Origin of the sequence: Chryseobacterium elymi (genome assembly GCF_003385495.1) — a bacterium.
GTDB lineage: Bacteria > Bacteroidota > Bacteroidia > Flavobacteriales > Weeksellaceae > Chryseobacterium > Chryseobacterium elymi.
In genome coordinates this window covers 13,001-31,724 of record NZ_QNUH01000024.1, presented here as the reverse complement: position 1 = coordinate 31,724, position 18,724 = coordinate 13,001, and the positions used below count along the sequence as shown (strand labels likewise).

Here is an 18,724-nt window from a genome sequence, read left to right as displayed (position 1 = left end):
CACATGGAGACCAGCTTAGCGATGAACACATTACTTTTCTTAGGTGTAGCCATTATTATGGTTCCACTGGCGAGAAAATTCGGGCTGAGTTCTGTAATCGGATATATTTTAGGAGGTATCATCATTGGCCCATATGTTCTAAGGCTTACCGGAAAAGATGTTAACGACATTATGCACGCCAGTGAGTTTGGAGTGATCATGCTTCTTTTTTTAGTGGGACTGGAATTGGAACCCCGGAAATTCTGGGAAATGCGAAAAAAAATCATGGGACTTGGCCTTACACAGATGCTGCTTTCCATCTCCCTTCTTTTTCTGGTTTTCATCAGTGCCGGATGGAGGATAGACAAGGCCATTGCCATTGCAATGTGTTTTGCACTTTCTTCTACAGCAATTGTGCTGCAAACACTTCAGGAAAAAAATAATTTTAAAACTATGGCCGGAGAAGCTTCTTTCTCTACCCTTCTGTTTCAGGATATTGCCGTGATTCCTATTCTGGCCATCCTGCCAATCATCGCCAACTATAAATCAAGTCATCATGATAATGAAATCCAAATTATCATCCAGAAGCTTCCGGAATGGCTGCAGGCCGGAACCGTAATTTTAGGGGTTGCTATTTTGATTTTGTTAGGGAGATATGTATTTGTTCCCTTTTTAAGATATGTTTCAAAGTCAGGAATGACGGAATTACTCACCGCTTCCTCTCTATTCCTCGTGATCGGGGTTTCAGAGCTTATGGCTGCCATAGGATTGTCACCAGCGTTAGGAGCTTTCCTTGCCGGAGTAATGCTTGCCAACAGTGAATTCAGAAATGAGCTGGAAGCACAAATTAATCCTTTTAAAGGGCTGCTTTTGGCCGTATTCTTTGTAAGTGTAGGCTCCACCATCAATTTTAACATCATCCAGCAGGATCCTCTTTTTATTTTTTCTACTGTTTTTGCAGTACTGATCGTCAAATTAGTGGTTCTATATGCTATCGGAAAGTTTTTCAAGATCGATACTCCACAGAGTTTATTTTATGCGTTTGCTCTTTCCCAGGTAGGAGAATTTGCTTTTGTCCTGATCAATTATGCTTCGGATCTTTATCTGTTAAGTCCGGAACTCAATGCACAAATGATGGCGGTTACTGCGATCACAATGTGCATTACTCCTATACTCCTTATCATTAACGACAGGTTCATTACTCCTAAATTCATTAAAGAAATTCCTGATGAAGAGAATGATTTTAACATTCTTGACAATAATATAGCCCAGAAGAAGATCATAATCGTTGGTTTCGGACATTTTGGAAGTACGGTAGGACGCCTTTTGAAAGCGAATAAAATATCAGCAACCATTCTGGACAGAGACTCTGACCGTGTGAAACTGTTGAGAAGCCACGGTTTTAAAGTTTATTACGGAGACGCAACAAGAATTCCCACTTTAAGGGCTGCCGGAATTGAAGATGCTGAAATTTTGGTTTTATGCCTTGATGACAGGAATGACAATAAATTCATTACAGATCTTGTAAGAGAAAATTATCCGAAGGTGAGAATTTTTGTACGGGCTAAAAATAGAATTGATGCCTATGACTACCTCAACAACGGTATTGAAAACATTTACCGTGAAACATTAGGAACGGCTGTAGATATGGCTGTAGATGTTCTCCATGAAACCGGAATGAGAAAATACGCAGCAAGACGTCTCGGACAGAGATTTATGGCCATAGATAAAGCTTCTATCCGAAGGCTGGCCAAAGCAAAGGATGATGATGAGATTTTGCAGTTTACTACAAAAGAATTTCTCCAGCGTGAAGAGGAACTATTGGCTTTTGACAATCTTAATTTTGATGATAGAAACTGGGAAGATTCCTCGTCAGTTGATGATGATAATGACGAGGAAACTCCTAATTGATTTATTGAATATTGACGCTTCCGCCACTACTTTCCTCCTTAGTTACTTTTTTAAGTTCACCTCTTTTAGAAACATTTACACTTCCGCCTGAAGAAGCTTCTGCATGCAGTGATGAAACAGCGCTGATCTCAACACTTGCCCCACTGGATGCTTCAGCTTTCACATGATCGGCAACGACTCCTTTTCCTGAAATGCTGCTGCCGGATGAGGACGTAATATCTGCATTTTTACTTTTTCCTGAAATATCAATGCTTGCTGCTGATGAAGCATCAACATCAAGGTCTACTGCCCATATTTTTCCGCTGAAACTGCTGCTGCTGTCTGCCGAAATATCCAAATCATTAGCTTCCAGGTCTCCGGAAACGCTTGCTGCACTGGATATTTCAACATCCATTTTTTCCTGTGTGAATTTATCTTTTATAGTAACGCTTGCTGCAGAATTGGCAACGAGCTTAGAAAAATCTTTGGTATAGATCTTAGCCTTAACATTGTGGCCGTTCATAACTCTGATACCACGCTTATAATGGATATGAAGTTTTCCGCCACTGTTCTCCACAAGAATTTCATTGAGGATATTTTCCGGTGCAGAAATAACAACTTTTTCGGTTTCGGATTTGATTACCTCAGCATCGATAGCCTGGGAAACTTCTATTTCGTCAAAATCTCCGTTAAATACTTTCTCTTTGACAGGACCACTGTCTTTGTCAATTACTTTGTCTACCCAGCCGTTACCATTATTACGGTCATTATTTTTATTGTTTCTTCTATCATGTTTTTCATTGCATGAGGTTATCAGCGCGAAGGCTGACCATATAAAAAGACTTGTCGATTTCATGTTTACTGCTTTTATAAATTAAGTTTTTAATATCTTTATACTTTAATAACAACTAATTTATGAAAAATATTTCATCGGTATTGTTAATTTCTGCGCTGGCACTTAACCAATCTTGTACTACAATGAAAAAAACCGATATTCAACAGGAGATTCCTGTTACCGATCCATCCTTATCTTCAAATCCTTTTATGAAGAAAAGCAAGCTTCAGTATGAAGCTCCGGAATTCGATAAAATTAACAATGAACATTTCAAACCTGCTTTCGATTTTGGACTAAAACAGCACGATGCTGAAATTCTGAAAATCGCCAATAATCCGGAAGCCCCTACTTTTGAAAACACTATTGTAGCCCTTGAAAAGAGTGGCGAAGTTTTAAAAAGAGCCACTATTGTATTTTCCAATCTTACAAGCGCGAATACGAACCCTACCCTTCAGGCTTTAGATGAAGAATTTGCTCCTATTTTTGCAGCGCATTCCGATAAAATGTACCTGAATGAAAATTTATATAAAAGAATCAAGTCCATTAAAGAAGACGGTTTAGATGCCGAAGGAAAAAGACTTGTCCGGTTTTACAAACAAAATTTTGAGATTGCAGGGGCGAATCTTTCTGCTGCTGATAAAGAAAAATTAAAGCAGATCAATCAGGAACTGGCCTCACTTTCTACACAATACGCCAATAAATTATTGGAAGCCAGAAGACAGGGCGGTGTGTTTTTCTCTGATGCAAAAGAACTTGACGGACTTTCAGCAGACGAAATCGAAGCAGCAGCAACTGATGCTAAAACTGCAGGACAGCCGGGAAAATATCTTCTTACGCTTCAAAACACAACACAACAACCACTTCTTCAGAATCTGAAAAACAGAGCTACAAGAGAAAAATTATTCAAAGCATCATGGTTAAGAGCTGAAAAAGGCGACGGAAACGACACCCGTGAAACCATTGAAAAGCTGGCCAAGTTAAGACTTAAAAAAGCTCAGATCCTTGGAAAGAAAAGCTTCGCTGAATGGAAACTTCAGGACCAGATGGCTAAAACACCTGAGGCAGCTACCAAGTTAATGAACCAGATCGCAACTCCTGCTGTGGAAACGGCAAAACGTGAAGCAAAAGATATTCAGGACCTTATTGATCAGCAGAAAGGCGGTTTCAAAGTAGAACCATGGGACTGGAATTTCTACGCAGAGCAGGTAAGAAAAGCAAAATATGATCTTGATGAAAACCAGATCAAACCGTATTTTGAAGTGACTACTGTTCTGGAGAAAGGTGTTTTCTATGCCGCTGAAAAGTTCTACGGACTTACCTTTAAAAAGAGAACCGATCTTCCGGTTTACCACCCTGATGTAGTAACGTACGAAGTTTTTGACCACGACGGAAAATCTATCGCGATCTATTACCTTGATTTCTATACCAGAGATTCTAAGAATGGCGGTGCATGGATGAGTAATTTCGTTGAACAATCTTATCTTTTAGGAACAAAACCTGTAATTGTCAACTGTTATAATTATCAGAAACCGGCTCCGGGAAAACCTTCTCTGATCAGCTATGATGATGTTTCTACGATGTTCCATGAATTTGGACACTCTATCCACGGAATGTTTGCAAGCCAGAAATATCCATCGCTTTCAGGAACAAGTGTTCCGAGAGATTTTGTGGAGTTCCCATCGCAGATCAATGAGCACTGGGCTTTAGATCCTGTGGTTCTTAAAAATTATGCAATTCATTACGAAACAAAACAGCCGATTCCTCAGACTTTAGTTGAAAAAATTAAAAAGGCGGCTACTTTCAATCAGGGATATATGACGACAGAACTCGTTTCTGCAGCAGTGCTGGATATGGACTGGCATACAGTCACCAATGAAAGCCAGTTAATTCCGGTTCTTGATTTTGAAAAACAGTCGTTAGCCAGTCATGGGTTCTCTTTAGCTACAGTACCACCGAGATATCATACTCCTTATTTTGCTCATATCTGGGGCGGAGGATACTCAGCAGGATATTATGCTTACCTGTGGTCTGAAACCCTTGATAATGATGCATGGGAATGGATTAAAAACAACGGAGGCCTGACAAGAGAAAATGGTGACCGTTTCAGAAAATACATTCTCTCTGTAGGAAACTCTGTAGACCTTAACCAGGCGTTCAGAGATTTTACGGGACATGATCCGGATATCAAACCTTTATTGAGAAACAGAGGTTTTATAAAATAAATTCTTAAAAGCATTCGTTTTCGGATGCTTTTTTTATTTAACCACAAATCACACGAATATTTTCACTAATAACACTATTATTCTCACGCAAATTTTGCAGATCATACAGATGTTTGCGTTATAATTTTTTTTGTTGTTTTAAATCTGTGTGATCTGCAAAATCTGTGTGAAACAAGTAAAAAGTAATAGTTTTAGTGTTTTAATGAAATAAATAATCACGTAAATTTGTGCTTTAAAATGTATAACATGAATTGTCCCTGCTGTTCAGGAAAATCTTATGAAGAATGCTGCAAGCCGTACCACACGGGAGAAAAGCATGCGCCTACTGCGGAAGCCCTGATGCGTTCCCGTTTTTCTGCATTTGCGATTCCGAACGGAAAATACCTGATGGAAACTACCTATCCGGCAAAAAGGAAGTACCACAATACAGAAGATCTGCAGGCATGGGGAGAAATTAATGAATGGACAAAACTGGAAATTATAGATAAACCTTCTGTTGGCAAAGTGGAGTTTAAAGCATTTTATACTGATGAAGAAGGTCACAAGCAAATCCATCATGAATTATCAAAATTCAAAATGATTCAAAACCGGTGGTTTTATGTGAGTGGAGAATTTTTACATTAAAGAAAAAAATGTCCGGAAAAAATCCGGACATTTATTATAGTTTAGTGAGTCTCTGTTCCGTCAGCTCCATGAGCGTGACCATGTGCCAGTTCCTCTTCTGTCGCAGGACGTGTATTTATAATTTCTACCTGGAAATCTAAAACTTTCCCAGCCATTGGATGATTAAGATCTGCCACTACCGCTTCAGGTGTTACCTCTAATACAAAGGCCTGGAAATTATTTCCCTGACCATCTGATAAAGGCAAAATAGCGCCTAAAGGCGGAGTTCCTGATTCCTGAAACATATCGATAGGCAACTGCACGATTGAATTCGGATCTTTTTCTCCGTAAGCTTCTTCTGGCTGAATAACAAAAGCAGCTTTATCACCGGATTTCAGACCCAGGATATTTTGCTCAAACTTTGGAATCATTCTTCCTACACCATATAAAAATGTAAGAGGATTTTCTGCTGTTGTTTCTTCTACAAGAATCTTACTTCCATCTTCTTCGATCGTGTGAAGTATGTAACTTACTGCTACAACATGGTTGTTTTCAATTGTCATATTTTTTCTTTTTTTCGTGATGTTTTTTCACGATTAACAGCACAAATATACTATTTTTGAAATGATTGGTTGTGGAAAAGATGTTAAAACAAAAATCTCAAGATAGGATCGCTTATCACTTCCCGTTCTTTGTTTCGTTTCGTTTCTTCTGTCTCAATACATAGAGATACAGGCTTTCTACCTTGGCTCTGGCCCAATCTGTTTTTCTTAAAAATTTCAGTGAGGAATTAATACTTGGATTATCTGTAAAACATTTGATATTGATCTGCTCTCCAAGCTTCTCGAAACCTTCATAGTATTCTACCAGTTCTTCAAGAATGGCATCGAGTCTTTTTCCGTGCAGAGGATCTTTTGATTTTTCTTCCATAACGCAGTAAAATTAAAATATTTTATCAGACTTAGCGACTAAAATTGTTTAAACTCGCAATCTTTAGTATTTTTGATGAGTATATTTTACCTAAAAACTATTCATTCCGAAAATAAATATGAGCAAAAATAACGAGGCAAACCGGAAAAAACATAAAAAGAAAATTGATCAGAAAAAACGTAAAATACAAAATGCAGAAGTAGAAAGAAAAGCACGTTTAAAACAAATTCGAGAAGATTTTAAAGCAAGAGAGGCCGATAGCAAACTTTAATAATCATTCATATTTTAGAACCTGGTTGATTTTGAAACCCCATTAGGTTAGAAACTGCAATTGTCTTTTGCTACAGACAAGGCTATTTTTCCCAAATGTAATTGGTTGTGAGTTACCAACAAAGCCTGTTTTGGTAGATCAGGTAATCCCTATCTTTAAAATTACATTTCATATTTACTTTAAAACAATAATAAAATTTTCATGAAAATCCTCCACACCGCCGATTGGCATCTGGGAAAACGACTGGACCGGTTTTCCCGTCTGGAAGAACAGATTTCAGCAATGGAAGAGATCATCAGTATTGCTGATGAAGAGAACGTTGATCTGATTCTCGTTGCCGGTGATCTCTTTGACAATTTTACGCCTGGTGTAGAGGCTGCTGAACTGTTTTATAAAACCCTGAAACGCTTATCTCAAAATGGGAAGCGTCCTGTTATCGCTATTTCCGGGAATCATGATTCTCCGAATCTGATCAATGCGCCGGATCCTCTGGCACGGGAATGCGGAATTATTTTAATTGGTCATCCGAAAGCAGAAATTCTTCCTTTCGAAACCGAGCATTTTAAAATTACCAATTCAAAAGAGGGTTTTATAGAGGTTGCCCTTGTAAACATAGATTTTCCGGTTCGGATTTTACATACACCTTATGCCAATGAAGTCCGTCTGAAAGAATATTTCGGTGAGAATAAAGAAGAAGAGATCAATAAAATCCTTTCTAAAACCTGGAAAGAACTTGCAGATCAGTTTTGTGACACTTCCGGAGTCAACCTTCTGACTGCTCATTTGTACATGAACAAAAGAGGAGCTGAAATTTTAGAAGAACCGGAAGGTGAGAAACCCATTAAGATTGGAAATGCAGACCTCATCTTTTCGGATAGTATTCCTAACCAGATTCAGTATACGGCATTGGGACATTTACACGCCTTTCAGAATATCGGAACACAGGAAAAACCTGTTGTTTATTCCTCTTCGCCACTATGCTACAGTTTTAGTGAAGCCGGACAGACCAAATATGTTTCAATCGTTGAAGCGGAACCGGGCCAACCTGTATCATTCATCAAGAAACCTCTTAAAAGTGGGAGGAAATTGGTAAGGAAGACCTTTACTTCCGTTGAGGATAGCGTTCAGTGGCTGACTGAAAATCCTTATACATTCATTGAGCTGACCCTGGAAAGTGAAACCTTTTTAACCTCTGATGAACGGAGGATGATCTACCAATCCCACAATGGCATTGTTCATCTGATTCCTAAAGTTAAAAGCAAGGGACTTACGGAACAGGAAAGCCTGGAAATTAATCTGAATCAGGATATAGAGCCTCTGTTCAGAGATTATTTTAAATCTAAAAATGGCGGCCAGGAAGCCAATGAAGAACTGATGAATTTGTTTAACGAAATTTTAAATGCCTAAGCCATGATACCTGTTCAATTAACGATCGAAGGTTTATATTCCTATCAGGAGCGCCAGACCATAGATTTTAAACACCTTACCGATGCGGGATTATTCGGTATTTTCGGTGCTGTAGGTTCCGGAAAGTCATCAATACTTGAAGCTATTTCGTTTGCCCTGTATGGTGAGACGGAACGTCTGAATATGCGTGATAAAAGGGCTTACAACATGATGAATTTAAAGTCAAGCAGTTCTTATATCGAGTTTGATTTTATCAATTATGAAAATAAACTGTTCCGGGCAACCAGAGATTTCAGACGAAATTCGAAAAAATTTGAAGATGTAAAACCTTATTCGGTTACATTTTATGAGCATATTGGTGGCAAATGGATTCCACTGGATCATTCCAATGCGGAGGCTATTATTGGGCTTAGTTACTCCTATTTCAAACGGACCATCATTATTCCGCAGGGCCAGTTTAAAGAATTTCTGGAATTGGGCGCTGCAGAACGAACAAATATGATGAAGGATATTTTTAATCTTCAGCGCTATGATCTTCAGAATAATGCTTCTGCTCTGTACGGGAAAAACAGATCTGAACTGGATCAGCTTGAAGGTCAACTGAAAGGTTTTGAAGAAATCAATGAAGAAAACATTCAGCTTCAGAAAAATTATCTGGTGGAGGGACAGAAAAAGTTCGAAGAATCCAATCAAAAGTTTGAAAAAATTTCAACCGCTTATCAACAGTTGAAAAATTTAAAAACAGATTTTGAAGGTTTAAAACAAAACAGAGAGAATTTTAATAATCTAGCTGAACATAAACCCCGAATTGATGCTTTGGAGCTACAGACAGAGCTTTATGACAGAGTATTTCGGGTATTCAGTCCTTTAATTGCTGAAAAAAATAAGCTTTCCAAGGAAATGGAAGCCAAACAGATTGAAAAGGAGCACCAGATTAAAACTTTACAGGAAACTGAAAAAGATTTTAGAGCAATTACGGAACAACTCAGTGTGCTTGAACCGCAGTTTAAAGCGTTGGAACAGTCAAGAGCTCAGGAAAGCGACCTCAATCTGATCGTAAAAATCCTGACCTTTTCCAATGAAATCAAAGCACTGAAAGACAGAACACAAAAAGGTTCGGAAAAAGTAAAAGAAGTAGAAGAAAACAGAAACAGTATTCAGAAAAAGATTGATACCCTTTCCAAGGATGCTGATATTCTGAAGAAACAGAAACTGGATTCAGCCTTACTTTCAGCTGTTGGAAACTGGTTTATTCAGCAGAAAAACCTCAAAAAATTACAGCTGGAGCAGATCAATAAGATCGAAAACCAACAGAAACAGATCCGAGTAATTTCCGAGGAGCTGAAACATTTTTCTTTTCATGAAAATTTTAAGGAAGATTTCAGAAGTAAAAAGGAAGCGCTGGAAAAAAAGAAAAAGGAGCTTTCACAAAAACAGGATCATCTAAAAATCCAAAAGGAATTATCGCGTTTTGCCAGTGAACTTCATGACGGTGAAGCCTGCCCGCTTTGTGGCTCTTCGGAACATCCGCATATCGTGGAAATTCAGGATGTACATGCGGAAATCCAGGAAATCCAGGAGAATATTCATTCTACTGAACAGGAGATCTTAAGAAATCAGATACAGGAAACTGAAATTGAAAAAATCTTAGCCCGAAAAAAAATATTCGAAGAGCAGCTGACCAACGAGGAGAAAGCATTGCTTGAGATTCAGAAAGATATTGACCACCACATTCAGCATTTTGTCTGGAAATCATTCAGCCCGGATCATGAAGATGAATTTGAGAAAAAACGCTCGGATTCTTTTGCCATCGAAAAGAAGATCGAGGAAAACAGCCGGCATATTACTTTGGAAAGGGAAAATCTGGAAAGAGAAAGTAAAACCTTAGATAAATACAGAAGCGCCCTGGAAACTTTCAGGCTGGAAGAAGCTGCGAAACAGGAGCAGATCAATATCAGCCGTTCCAATCTGAAGACGCTGGAATGGAGCAGCTATGAGCAAAAAACCGTAGCAGAGGTTGAAGATGCTTACCACAAGCTATTACAGTTCAATACGGAAACGGAACAGAATTACCAAAAAGCCTCACAACAGGAAAAAATACTTGCTCCTAAACTGGCAGAACAAAGAACACTTGTCACTCAATCTGAAAAACAGATTGCGGAGATTGAAAAAGAAACATCGAAAAATAAAGAAGTGATCACTTTAGCGCTCACTGAACAGAATTTTGCAGATTTTAAAGAAGCAGAACATATTTTAAGCCTGGAGATCAATGTACAGGAAGCCAGAGCTGAGATTCAAAAATTTAAAATCGATTATGAAACTTTAAAGAAAGTCATTGAAGGTCTGGAATTAAAGCTGAAAGGCCTTTCATTCGATGATGCACAATTTTCTCTGGCTGAAAAACAGTTCACTGAAGCACAGGCTGATTTGAAACAGATGAATGATGCTGTTGTAAAAATCAGGTCCGAGATTGAAAGACTGGAAAAGGAATTCCGGAAGAAAGAAGATCTGCTGAAGAATCTTGCCGACCTTCAAAAGCGGTCTGAGAATTTAAAACTGATGATGAATCTGTTTAAAGGAGCCGGCTTTGTACAATATGTTTCCTCTATTTATTTAAGACAGTTGTGTGATCATGCGAATGTACGTTTCCACAGAATGACAAGAAATCAGCTGAGTCTTCAATTGAATGAAAGCAATGATTTTGAGATCATCGATTATCTGAATGAAGGCAGAAGCAGAAGTGTAAAGACTCTTTCCGGAGGGCAGGCATTTCAGGTTTCACTGAGTCTGGCCCTTGCTTTGGCTGAAAGTGTTCAGTCCAATGCGAAGGCTGATAAAAATTTCTTTTTTATAGATGAAGGTTTTGGGACGCAGGACACGGAATCAGTCAATATTGTTTTTGAAACTCTGACGAATCTGATGAAAGAAAACAGAATCGTAGGGATTATCTCCCATGTCGAAGAGCTTAAAGAAAAAATTCCGACAGCTCTCAACATTGTGAAAGATGAGGAAAGAGGAAGCCTGATTGAAATTGTATAAATTTAAACGACAATAAAAAAACCTCTGCTATTTTTCAGCAGAGGTTTCATTTTATAGATCCTGAATAGCCGGTTTTACTTCATCCCCGAACAGTTCAATGGATTTCATCATGATGTCGTGAGCAGGATCACCGATATCCATATGTCCGATGAATCTGGTGATGCCAAAAATCTCCTTCATGTAGGTGATTTTATCAGCTACTTCTGCAGGACTTCCGATGAACAGGGCGCCTTCTCTAGCTCTTCCGCCGTCATACTGCATTTTCGTATAAGGAGCCCAGCCCCTGGCTGCCCCAATTCTGTCCATTTGGGATTTATAATTATTGAAATATCCGTCCACTACAGCCTGATCATTACTTACAAACGTGTGTGAATGAATCGCGATCTGCATTTTGGATACGTCATGCCCTGCTTTCTGATATTCCTGCTTGTAAAATTCAACCAGATTTTTAAACTGTACCGGCATCCCCCCAATAATAGCGACCACCAAAGGCATTCCTAATTTTGCTGCGCTTAAAACAGATTGCGGAGTTCCGCCTACCGCTCTCCAGATCGACAGTTTTCCGTTGTTTTTAGCTCTCGGATAAACGGTCTGATTCTGCATTGGTGCACGCAACTTTCCTGACCAGGTAACGTTTTCTTCTGAGTTAATCTTTAGCAGCAATTCCAGTTTTTCGTCAAAAAGCTCTTCGTAATCGTTTAATGAATAACCGTAAAGCGGAAATGATTCAATAAAACTTCCTCTTCCGACAAATATTTCAGCCCTTCCGTCTGATATAAGATCTAAGGTTGAAAAATCTTCGTATACTTTTACCGGTTCTGAAGAACTTAAAACAGTAACACCACTTGCCAGCTTTATATTTTTAGTGATACTTGCCGCTGCGGCAAGCACCATTTCAGGTGACGAAACCGCATAATCCGGACGGTGATGCTCTCCCATCGCAAAAACATCAATTCCCACCTCATCCATTAATTTTACCTGATCCAGTATTTCACGAATCTTCACTCCTGCATCTCTATATTTTCCGGTAACCTTGTCAAAAGCCAGATCACCAAACATTCCTATTCCTAATTCCATATTTTTAGATTTTAGATGAACAAAATTACGGATGAAAAAGCTCAAAAACATTGATGTTTGGTAAGAATGTGTTTGCTATTAAAGAATACTGTTGCCAATAAAAAAACCAGCCTTTCTGCTGGTTTTTGCTATTATTTCTTCAGATACTGATCAAAGTAATCCGTCACTTTCTGCATCAGGTGAACCCTGTCTTTTCCGATCACATTGTGCGGATGTCCAGGATAGGCAAAGTAATCCATCTGAACTCCATTATCTACCGCAGATTTAATGAATTTGATGGAATGCTGCCATACTACCACATCATCCTGTGCACCGTGGATCATCAGTAATTTTCCTTTTAAGTTCTGAACTTTATCCAGAAGATTGGCTGTTGCGTATCCCTGAGGATTTTCCTGCGGTGTATCCATATATCTTTCACCATACATGATTTCATACATTTTCCAGTCGATTACTGGGCCTCCAGCTACTCCAACTTTAAACACATCTGGCTTACGAAGCATAAAGCTTGTTGTCATAAAGCCTCCAAAGCTCCATCCGTGGATTCCCATTCTTTCAGCATCCACATAAGGAAGAGATTTTAAGTAATCTACTCCTTTCATCTGGTCATTCATTTCCGTGGTTCCCAGGTTTCTGAAAACAGCCTGCTCAAACTTCATTCCACGGTTGGCAGAACCTCTTCCGTCCATGGTGAAAATGATGTATCCGTTTTGAGCCATGTATTCGTACCAAAGGTTTCCTGATGCAGGGAAAGTATTGGTCACCAATTGAAGGTGTGGCCCGTTATACAGATAAACGATAACCGGATATTTTTTGTTCGCATCAAAATCTGTAGGAAGAATGATCTTTCCGTAAAGCGGTGTTCCATCATCAGCTTTTAACTCTACATTTTTAATTTCAGGTCTCTGATAATTTTTCAATGTATTTTCTGCAGTAAGGATATTTGTAGACTTTGCCGTGTTGGTATTGATAATATTCACAGATCTTGGTGTGTCTGCATTGCTGTAAGTATCATAAAGATAATTACCATCACTGCTCAAGATTCCTGTGTGTACACCTGAAGCATCATCCATTCGCTGCATTTTAAAGTTTGTCCAGTTGATCTTATATAAATGCTTTTCAAGAGGTGTTTCTTTGGTAGAAGTAAAATAGATCTCCTTTTTCTTTTCATTAAAACCTAAAATATCCGTTACCAGCCAATCTCCTTTGGTGATTTGGGCAATCAATCCTTTTTCAAGACTGTAATGAAACAGGTGGTTGTATCCGGTTCTCTGGCTCTGCCAGATAAAATCTGTATCGGAATTCGGGAAGAAGATGAGCGGATGCTGAGGCTCCACATATTTATCACTGGTTTCTTCAAATAAAGTTTTTACCAGATTTCCTGTAACAGCATCGTACTGATTCATTTTTAAATGATTCTGCCCGCGGTTCAGAACACCTACAAAAATATATTTTGAATCCGGGCTCCAGGTAATGGCTGTTAAATACTGATCTTTTTCACCTTCAATTTTAAGGAAAGTGGTTGACTGGTTTTTAATATTATAAATTCCCAAAGTGACTTCGTGGGATTTCTGCCCGGCCATCGGATATTTGATGTTATGATTTACGGCAGGCGTTACAGACCAGTCAATAACAGGATAATCAGCCACCATAGTCTGGTCCATTCTGTAAAACGCTACAGCTTCTGAATCTGGTGCGGGAAAAATCCCTGTATCAATTCCGAATTCGTTTCTGTGAACTGCTGCTCCGTTGATGATATTTTCATCAGAATCATTGGTTACAGCTATTGCTTTCCCATTTTTACTGACATATAAATTATTCTTTACCGTAAAGGCAAATGTCTGGTTATCGCCGAACATTTTCACATTGGAAGCTTCCTCATTCAATGTTGCAGCCGTCTTTACTTTCCAGTTGTTTCCTGTTTTTTCAATCCAGAACATTTTGTCGTTAACATTGAAATAACCACTTGACCCGTCGATAAATCTTATTTGAGGAACTGCTTTGAGTTTAGCATCCGAAAATGATCTGTTCAGTTGAGTTAAAGACACCAGGGTATCCTGTTTACTGGTCTTAAGGTCAGTGATCAGATAACCGCCTTTTACAGCCTGAATATAGGATTTACCATCTGCAGTCCATGAGAACTGGGATATATTTTTCACGGCAAGATTCGTTCTCAGTCCATTTACAGCCTCCGCCATAGTAAATTTTTGGGTCTGCGCGATTGCAGAAGCTCCCAAAACCAGCATCAATAAAGAAAATCTATGTAATTTCATTGTATAAAATTGAATCCTTCAAAAATAAGAAATAAAAATCATCCGTTAATAAATGTTAAATAAAACATTCATAAAATAGGATTAATGCATTGATAAAAAATAATTCTTAACTTAATGGTAGGAAGAATGAGAGGGAATTAGGTGATGGTGAATGGTCAATCGTGAATTTTATAACTGTAAACAATTGACAATTTACTCGCGAAGCAAAATTGACGGTTCACATTTAAAATTAGGGTGAATGGTGAAGTGTTCAGTTGTGAATTGTATAGCGTAAGCAATTGACAATTCACTTGCGAAGCAAAATTGACTTTTAGAGTTATTTCATTTCTTAACCTAAGTCAATGATTTGTATGTGACCTCCGCCCTACATTTGCAGTATCAATAACAAACAAAAAAATTACAATACAATGGCAACAAAATGGAATCTAGACCCAACACATAGTGAAATTACTTTTAAAGTAAAGCACATGATGATCTCTAATGTGAAAGGAAGCTTCAGAATTTTCAACGCTGAAATTGAAGCGGAAGACGATAGCTTTGCGAATGCTAAAACTACAGCGACCATCCAGACTGATTCTGTATTTACTAATAACACAGACAGAGACAATCATTTAAAATCCGGAGAGTTTTTCAACGCAGAAGAATATCCTTCCATTACATTTGAATCTCAGGCTTTAAATGATAAAGTAACAGGAAATCTTACAGTAAACGGTATTACAAAACCTATTACTTTAGATGTAGACTTTGGAGGAATCAATGTGGATCCGTGGGGAAATACGAAAGCAGGCTTTTCTTTTGAAGGAAAGATCAACAGAAAAGATTTCGGTCTGAACTGGAATGCAGCTCTTGAAGCTGGAGGTGTAATGGTAAGCGATGAGGTAAAAATAGCCGGAGAATTACAGTTTGTAAAGCAGGCATAATACAAAATTGAATTTTGGGATATTCTCCCTAAAATATCTATCCAATCAAAACATGAAAGGTTCAGGGATTTTCTACAAGCCTTGGACCTTTTTTAATACTTCCTATTTATGAATCTTAACGATCTGCAAAATATCAGCAACAATTTTGGAAATACTCAAAGAATGCCCGTTTTATTCCTTGGGCATGGCTCACCGATGAACGCTATTGAAGAAAACCAATTTGTAGAGGGATTCAGAAAAGCGGCACAGGAGATTTCTAAGCCTAATGCCATACTGTGTATTTCCGCACACTGGTATACACAGGGCACTTATGTCACTGCGATGGATATGCCGAGAACGATCCATGATTTCGGAGGTTTTCCGAAAGCCTTGTTTGATGTAGAGTATTCCGCTCCGGGGAATCCGGAACTGGCGAAAGAAACAGCTGAGCTTTTATCACCTGTTTTGGTAAAGGAAGATCATAATTGGGGACTTGATCACGGCGCATGGTCGGTAATCAAACATATGTATCCGGAAGCTGATATTCCCGTGATCCAGCTGAGCATAGACTATACCAAGCCACCACAATACCATTTTGATCTGGGCAAAAGACTGAATAAGCTTCGTGAAAAGGGAATCCTGATCATCGGAAGCGGGAATATTGTGCATAACCTCCGCCTGATCGACTGGAAAAATATTGATACGGTAGGCGCCGGATGGGATTGGGCTGTGGAAGCCAGAGAAAAGACGAATAACTGGCTCCTGAACGGAAATTTCCAGAACATCATAGACTATCATAACCAGGGAACAGCTCTGCAATATGCCATTCCTACGCCAGATCATTATCTTCCATTGATCTACACATTAGGCTTAAAAGATCAGGCTGAAAATCTGTCTTTATTTAATGATGAACTGATTGGTGGATCATTAAGCATGACCAGCGTAAGGATAGGATAAGCTGTATTTCGCGGTTATTTTTATCACTAAGAACTTCCTTCTACTAAGTTTTTCGCGTCTGACCAAAGTATTGAAGGTTTCAGAAGAAGGGAATATCACCAATCTGTACCAGCTGATCAAGAACGATGATCTTCAAAGAATTAAAATATAATTCCGCTTGATGATCAGCCGGGAGACTGAGATATTCCCTGGTATTTTTACTTAAAATAATTTATTGTACAGCTGCCAGAACATTAATATTGCCATAGCCGTAGCTTGAATTTACCGTAGGATAATAGGTAGCAGACTGTCTCATTTTATTGAGTACCTGATCTCTTGTCCATGAAGGATTTTTAGCCCAGACAAGAGCAGCAATTCCAGCTGTAGCAGCCGTTGCCACCGATGAACCACCTACATAATCTGCCTGATTGTTGTAATAACTTAAAACAGGAACTGTATTTCCGTTGGCTCTTTCCATCTGGAAGGTAAAATCGATCTGACTTCCGGAATGGCAGACATCACATTTCTGGTTGGAAGTTCCTTCTTTTACTCCGGTCACAGCCTGGGTTTCGGACATGCTTGCCGGAAAAATAACGCCTACAAAATTGGTAAAACTGGTAGAAGTTCCTCCAGCACAAAAGATCAGCTTTCCTTTGGAATAAGCATATTTCACACCATCTTCAATCTTTCCTACCGAGAAAATATGCCCCATCGACATGGAAATGATCTTTACACTGGCATTATTAGCCAGATCCGTAAATGCTGTTTTTACTCCGTTCTGCTCGCTGGAAGTTTCCAACACTACATTAGAGGCTGCGCGGTAAGTGATGAGATTTGCGTTGTAGGCAACTCCTACAGGAAGTCCTGCATTATTTTTCGGGGCTGCCATCACGGAAGCCATTTTTGTACCGTGTCCGCATTGGTCAGCTGGACCGTCTGTAGTGGATCCGTTGACATATGATCCAAATTTGCTGATTGTTCTTCCGGAAGATGCTCCCGTATTAAAACTGCTTCCCAGCAATGTCTGCTCGGGTGAGACTCCGGTATCAATAAGTCCTATGGTAACTCCTGCTCCGCTGCTGTAGCTCCATGCATTTGGAATATTATGTTTCGTAAATGCCCATGGCACCTTAGCATTGGGTGTAGTGGTGGTATAATCTGCAGCATTTAAAGCTGTAGATCCAAATCCGCATCCTGATGAACCACTGCTGGACTTTTCATTGGGATTAAGACTTTTCTCTATTTCAAAATAATGATAATCCCCCGGCTCCACATACCGGATGTTTTTCATCTTTCTTAACGCTGTAATGGTTTCTTCTTTGTCTATGATGACATCCATCTGATTAAGATACTGATCGGAAGAAACCAGAAATCTCGTCTGTTCAATGCCTTCATATTGCTGGATTAGTCCTAAAATTTCGGTTTCCATTGCTTTGTTGTCAAGAGAAAGACTTCTGTCAAAATCATTCTTTGAAGAACCAAATCCGATGGACACCATTCTGTTTCCTCTGAAAATCGCACTCCAAAGCAGATGATCTGAAGCATTTTTCCAGTTAAAAGATCCGGTGTTCTTGATCGTGTTATTAATTTCTGCATTGATCTGCTTTCCCGTCAAAGGATCTTTCTGAACAGCTTCAATGACAGGGTTTTCGTTCTGCAGTTCATCTCTGGTACATGAATTCAAAACAAAAATCAATGCCAAGAGGTAAAATACTCTTTTTTTCATAGTTTTAATTTGTATGGTTTGAAACCACAATATAACACTTTGGCGTGATTTAAAAGCTTAGAAAAAATGAATTTAGTATTACCTGAATATTAATAGTTATCTTTAATTTTTGAAAAGTTTACAATATTTTCTCATAGCAAACACTATTGTCAATCCCAATATACTGACCATAATTGGGAATTCTTATGTAACCACATTTTTCATACAATGCAATAGCTTCGGGTTGTTTGATTCCTGTTTCCAGAACGCATCTGTTGTATCCTTCTTCTTTGGCCCAGATTTCAAGCTCATTTAATATTTTAGAAGCGAATCCCTTTCCTCTTTTTTCAGGATCGGTATACATTCTTTTTATTTCTACAGTATCTTTAGAAAAAGGCTTGAAAGCACCGCAGCCCACCGCCATATCATCAGAGTAAGCTATCACGCAGTTTTTCAGCATATCAATTGAATTGAACTGGTGATAAAATTCATGATCATCTCCATCCCGTACAGCAAGATCGGCATCCAGGAGTTTGACTAAATTCTGGAAATCTATATTGGAAGAATCGATTCTTTTGGTAATCATCTTTTTGTTTTACGAATTAAATAAATATTTTGAAATTATTGTTTCTGTTATTTTTTTAACTTTTACAGACACAGC

Annotated in this window: 15 protein-coding genes; 8 read left to right on the top strand and 7 right to left on the bottom strand. The window is 38.7% G+C overall.

Annotated features, from left to right (window positions below):
- Positions 1-3: 3 nt before the first annotated feature.
- On the top strand, positions 4-1,890 hold the full coding sequence (locus DRF60_RS18715) for a monovalent cation:proton antiporter-2 (CPA2) family protein (protein WP_116014377.1): 1,887 nt from the start codon (positions 4-6) through the stop codon (positions 1,888-1,890).
- A gap of 1 nt (position 1,891) precedes the next feature.
- On the opposite strand, the gene DRF60_RS18710 is transcribed toward DRF60_RS18715, so the two are convergent.
- The gene (locus DRF60_RS18710; RefSeq protein ID WP_116014375.1) at positions 1,892-2,725 is read right to left on the bottom strand and encodes a head GIN domain-containing protein; all 834 of its coding nucleotides are present in this window, start codon (positions 2,723-2,725) and stop codon (positions 1,892-1,894) included.
- 59 nt (positions 2,726-2,784) lie between these two features.
- Between DRF60_RS18710 and DRF60_RS18705 the strand changes: the two genes are divergently transcribed.
- Positions 2,785-4,926 carry a M3 family metallopeptidase gene (locus DRF60_RS18705; RefSeq protein WP_116014373.1) on the top strand — a complete coding sequence of 714 codons (2,142 nt, stop codon included), beginning with the start codon at positions 2,785-2,787 and terminating at the stop codon, positions 4,924-4,926.
- A gap of 246 nt (positions 4,927-5,172) precedes the next feature.
- Positions 5,173-5,550: a YchJ family protein gene (locus DRF60_RS18700; RefSeq protein WP_116014371.1), complete on the top strand. Its 378-nt coding sequence runs from the start codon at positions 5,173-5,175 to the stop codon at positions 5,548-5,550.
- A gap of 41 nt (positions 5,551-5,591) precedes the next feature.
- Here the strand turns inward: DRF60_RS18700 and DRF60_RS18695 are convergent, their stop codons facing one another.
- Both DRF60_RS18695 and DRF60_RS18690 read right to left on the bottom strand, forming a co-directional pair.
- Positions 5,592-6,092 carry an FKBP-type peptidyl-prolyl cis-trans isomerase gene (locus DRF60_RS18695; protein ID WP_116014368.1) on the bottom strand — a complete coding sequence of 167 codons (501 nt, stop codon included), beginning with the start codon at positions 6,090-6,092 and terminating at the stop codon, positions 5,592-5,594.
- Positions 6,093-6,207: 115 nt separating this feature from the next.
- Positions 6,208-6,459, bottom strand: coding sequence for a VF530 family protein (locus tag DRF60_RS18690; protein WP_116014366.1), 252 nt, complete (start codon positions 6,457-6,459; stop codon positions 6,208-6,210).
- 118 nt (positions 6,460-6,577) lie between these two features.
- Between DRF60_RS18690 and DRF60_RS21420 the strand changes: the two genes are divergently transcribed.
- The 3 genes from DRF60_RS21420 (at position 6,578) to DRF60_RS18680 (ending at position 11,176) form a co-directional block, all read left to right on the top strand.
- Entirely contained in the window at positions 6,578-6,730 is a 153-nt protein-coding gene (locus DRF60_RS21420) for a hypothetical protein (RefSeq protein ID WP_167443747.1), read from the top strand.
- 201 nt (positions 6,731-6,931) lie between these two features.
- Entirely contained in the window at positions 6,932-8,137 is a 1,206-nt protein-coding gene (locus DRF60_RS18685) for a metallophosphoesterase family protein (RefSeq protein WP_116014364.1), read from the top strand.
- 3 nt (positions 8,138-8,140) lie between these two features.
- Positions 8,141-11,176 (top strand): SbcC/MukB-like Walker B domain-containing protein, encoded by a 3,036-nt coding sequence (locus tag DRF60_RS18680; protein ID WP_116014361.1) that lies wholly within the window; start codon positions 8,141-8,143, stop codon positions 11,174-11,176.
- A 51-nt stretch (positions 11,177-11,227) separates the two neighbouring features.
- Here DRF60_RS18680 and DRF60_RS18675 read toward each other — a convergent pair whose 3' ends face one another.
- Together DRF60_RS18675 and DRF60_RS18670 are read right to left on the bottom strand one after the other, a co-directional pair.
- Complete coding sequence (locus tag DRF60_RS18675; RefSeq protein ID WP_116014358.1) at positions 11,228-12,253, bottom strand: LLM class flavin-dependent oxidoreductase; 1,026 nt, start codon at positions 12,251-12,253, stop codon at positions 11,228-11,230.
- A 131-nt stretch (positions 12,254-12,384) separates the two neighbouring features.
- Complete coding sequence (locus DRF60_RS18670) at positions 12,385-14,523, bottom strand: S9 family peptidase (RefSeq protein ID WP_116014356.1); 2,139 nt, start codon at positions 14,521-14,523, stop codon at positions 12,385-12,387.
- Between the two features lie 407 nt (positions 14,524-14,930).
- On the opposite strand from DRF60_RS18670, the gene DRF60_RS18665 reads away from it, so the two are divergent.
- Together DRF60_RS18665 and ygiD are read left to right on the top strand one after the other, a co-directional pair.
- Positions 14,931-15,443, top strand: coding sequence for a YceI family protein (locus DRF60_RS18665; protein ID WP_116014353.1), 513 nt, complete (start codon positions 14,931-14,933; stop codon positions 15,441-15,443).
- Positions 15,444-15,551: 108 nt separating this feature from the next.
- Positions 15,552-16,379, top strand: a complete 828-nt coding sequence (ygiD, locus tag DRF60_RS18660; protein ID WP_116014351.1) for a 4,5-DOPA-extradiol-dioxygenase — start codon at positions 15,552-15,554, stop codon at positions 16,377-16,379.
- Positions 16,380-16,590: 211 nt separating this feature from the next.
- On the opposite strand, the gene DRF60_RS18655 is transcribed toward ygiD, so the two are convergent.
- Both DRF60_RS18655 and DRF60_RS18650 read right to left on the bottom strand, forming a co-directional pair.
- Positions 16,591-18,084: a S8 family peptidase gene (locus DRF60_RS18655; protein ID WP_116014348.1), complete on the bottom strand. Its 1,494-nt coding sequence runs from the start codon at positions 18,082-18,084 to the stop codon at positions 16,591-16,593.
- A gap of 118 nt (positions 18,085-18,202) precedes the next feature.
- A complete protein-coding gene (locus DRF60_RS18650) occupies positions 18,203-18,649 on the bottom strand; it encodes a GNAT family N-acetyltransferase (protein WP_116014346.1) in 447 nt (148 codons plus the stop codon).
- Positions 18,650-18,724: the final 75 nt, after the last annotated feature.

Bases quoted from the DNA above. Each gene is read 5' to 3' on its own strand.
- DRF60_RS18680 (WP_116014361.1), top strand. From the start codon at position 8,141: ATGATACCTGTTCAATTAACGATCGAAGGTTTATATTCCTATCAGGAG.
- DRF60_RS18710 (WP_116014375.1), bottom strand. From the start codon at position 2,725: ATGAAATCGACAAGTCTTTTTATATGGTCAGCCTTCGCGCTGATAACC.
- DRF60_RS18705 (WP_116014373.1), top strand. From the start codon at position 2,785: ATGAAAAATATTTCATCGGTATTGTTAATTTCTGCGCTGGCACTTAAC.
- DRF60_RS18650 (WP_116014346.1), bottom strand. From the start codon at position 18,649: ATGATTACCAAAAGAATCGATTCTTCCAATATAGATTTCCAGAATTTA.
- DRF60_RS18675 (WP_116014358.1), bottom strand. From the start codon at position 12,253: ATGGAATTAGGAATAGGAATGTTTGGTGATCTGGCTTTTGACAAGGTT.
- DRF60_RS18685 (WP_116014364.1), top strand. From the start codon at position 6,932: ATGAAAATCCTCCACACCGCCGATTGGCATCTGGGAAAACGACTGGAC.
- DRF60_RS21420 (WP_167443747.1), top strand. From the start codon at position 6,578: ATGAGCAAAAATAACGAGGCAAACCGGAAAAAACATAAAAAGAAAATT.
- DRF60_RS18655 (WP_116014348.1), bottom strand. From the start codon at position 18,084: ATGAAAAAAAGAGTATTTTACCTCTTGGCATTGATTTTTGTTTTGAAT.
- DRF60_RS18700 (WP_116014371.1), top strand. From the start codon at position 5,173: ATGAATTGTCCCTGCTGTTCAGGAAAATCTTATGAAGAATGCTGCAAG.
- DRF60_RS18670 (WP_116014356.1), bottom strand. From the start codon at position 14,523: ATGAAATTACATAGATTTTCTTTATTGATGCTGGTTTTGGGAGCTTCT.
- ygiD (WP_116014351.1), top strand. From the start codon at position 15,552: ATGAATCTTAACGATCTGCAAAATATCAGCAACAATTTTGGAAATACT.
- DRF60_RS18690 (WP_116014366.1), bottom strand. From the start codon at position 6,459: ATGGAAGAAAAATCAAAAGATCCTCTGCACGGAAAAAGACTCGATGCC.
- DRF60_RS18665 (WP_116014353.1), top strand. From the start codon at position 14,931: ATGGCAACAAAATGGAATCTAGACCCAACACATAGTGAAATTACTTTT.
- DRF60_RS18715 (WP_116014377.1), top strand. From the start codon at position 4: ATGGAGACCAGCTTAGCGATGAACACATTACTTTTCTTAGGTGTAGCC.
- DRF60_RS18695 (WP_116014368.1), bottom strand. From the start codon at position 6,092: ATGACAATTGAAAACAACCATGTTGTAGCAGTAAGTTACATACTTCAC.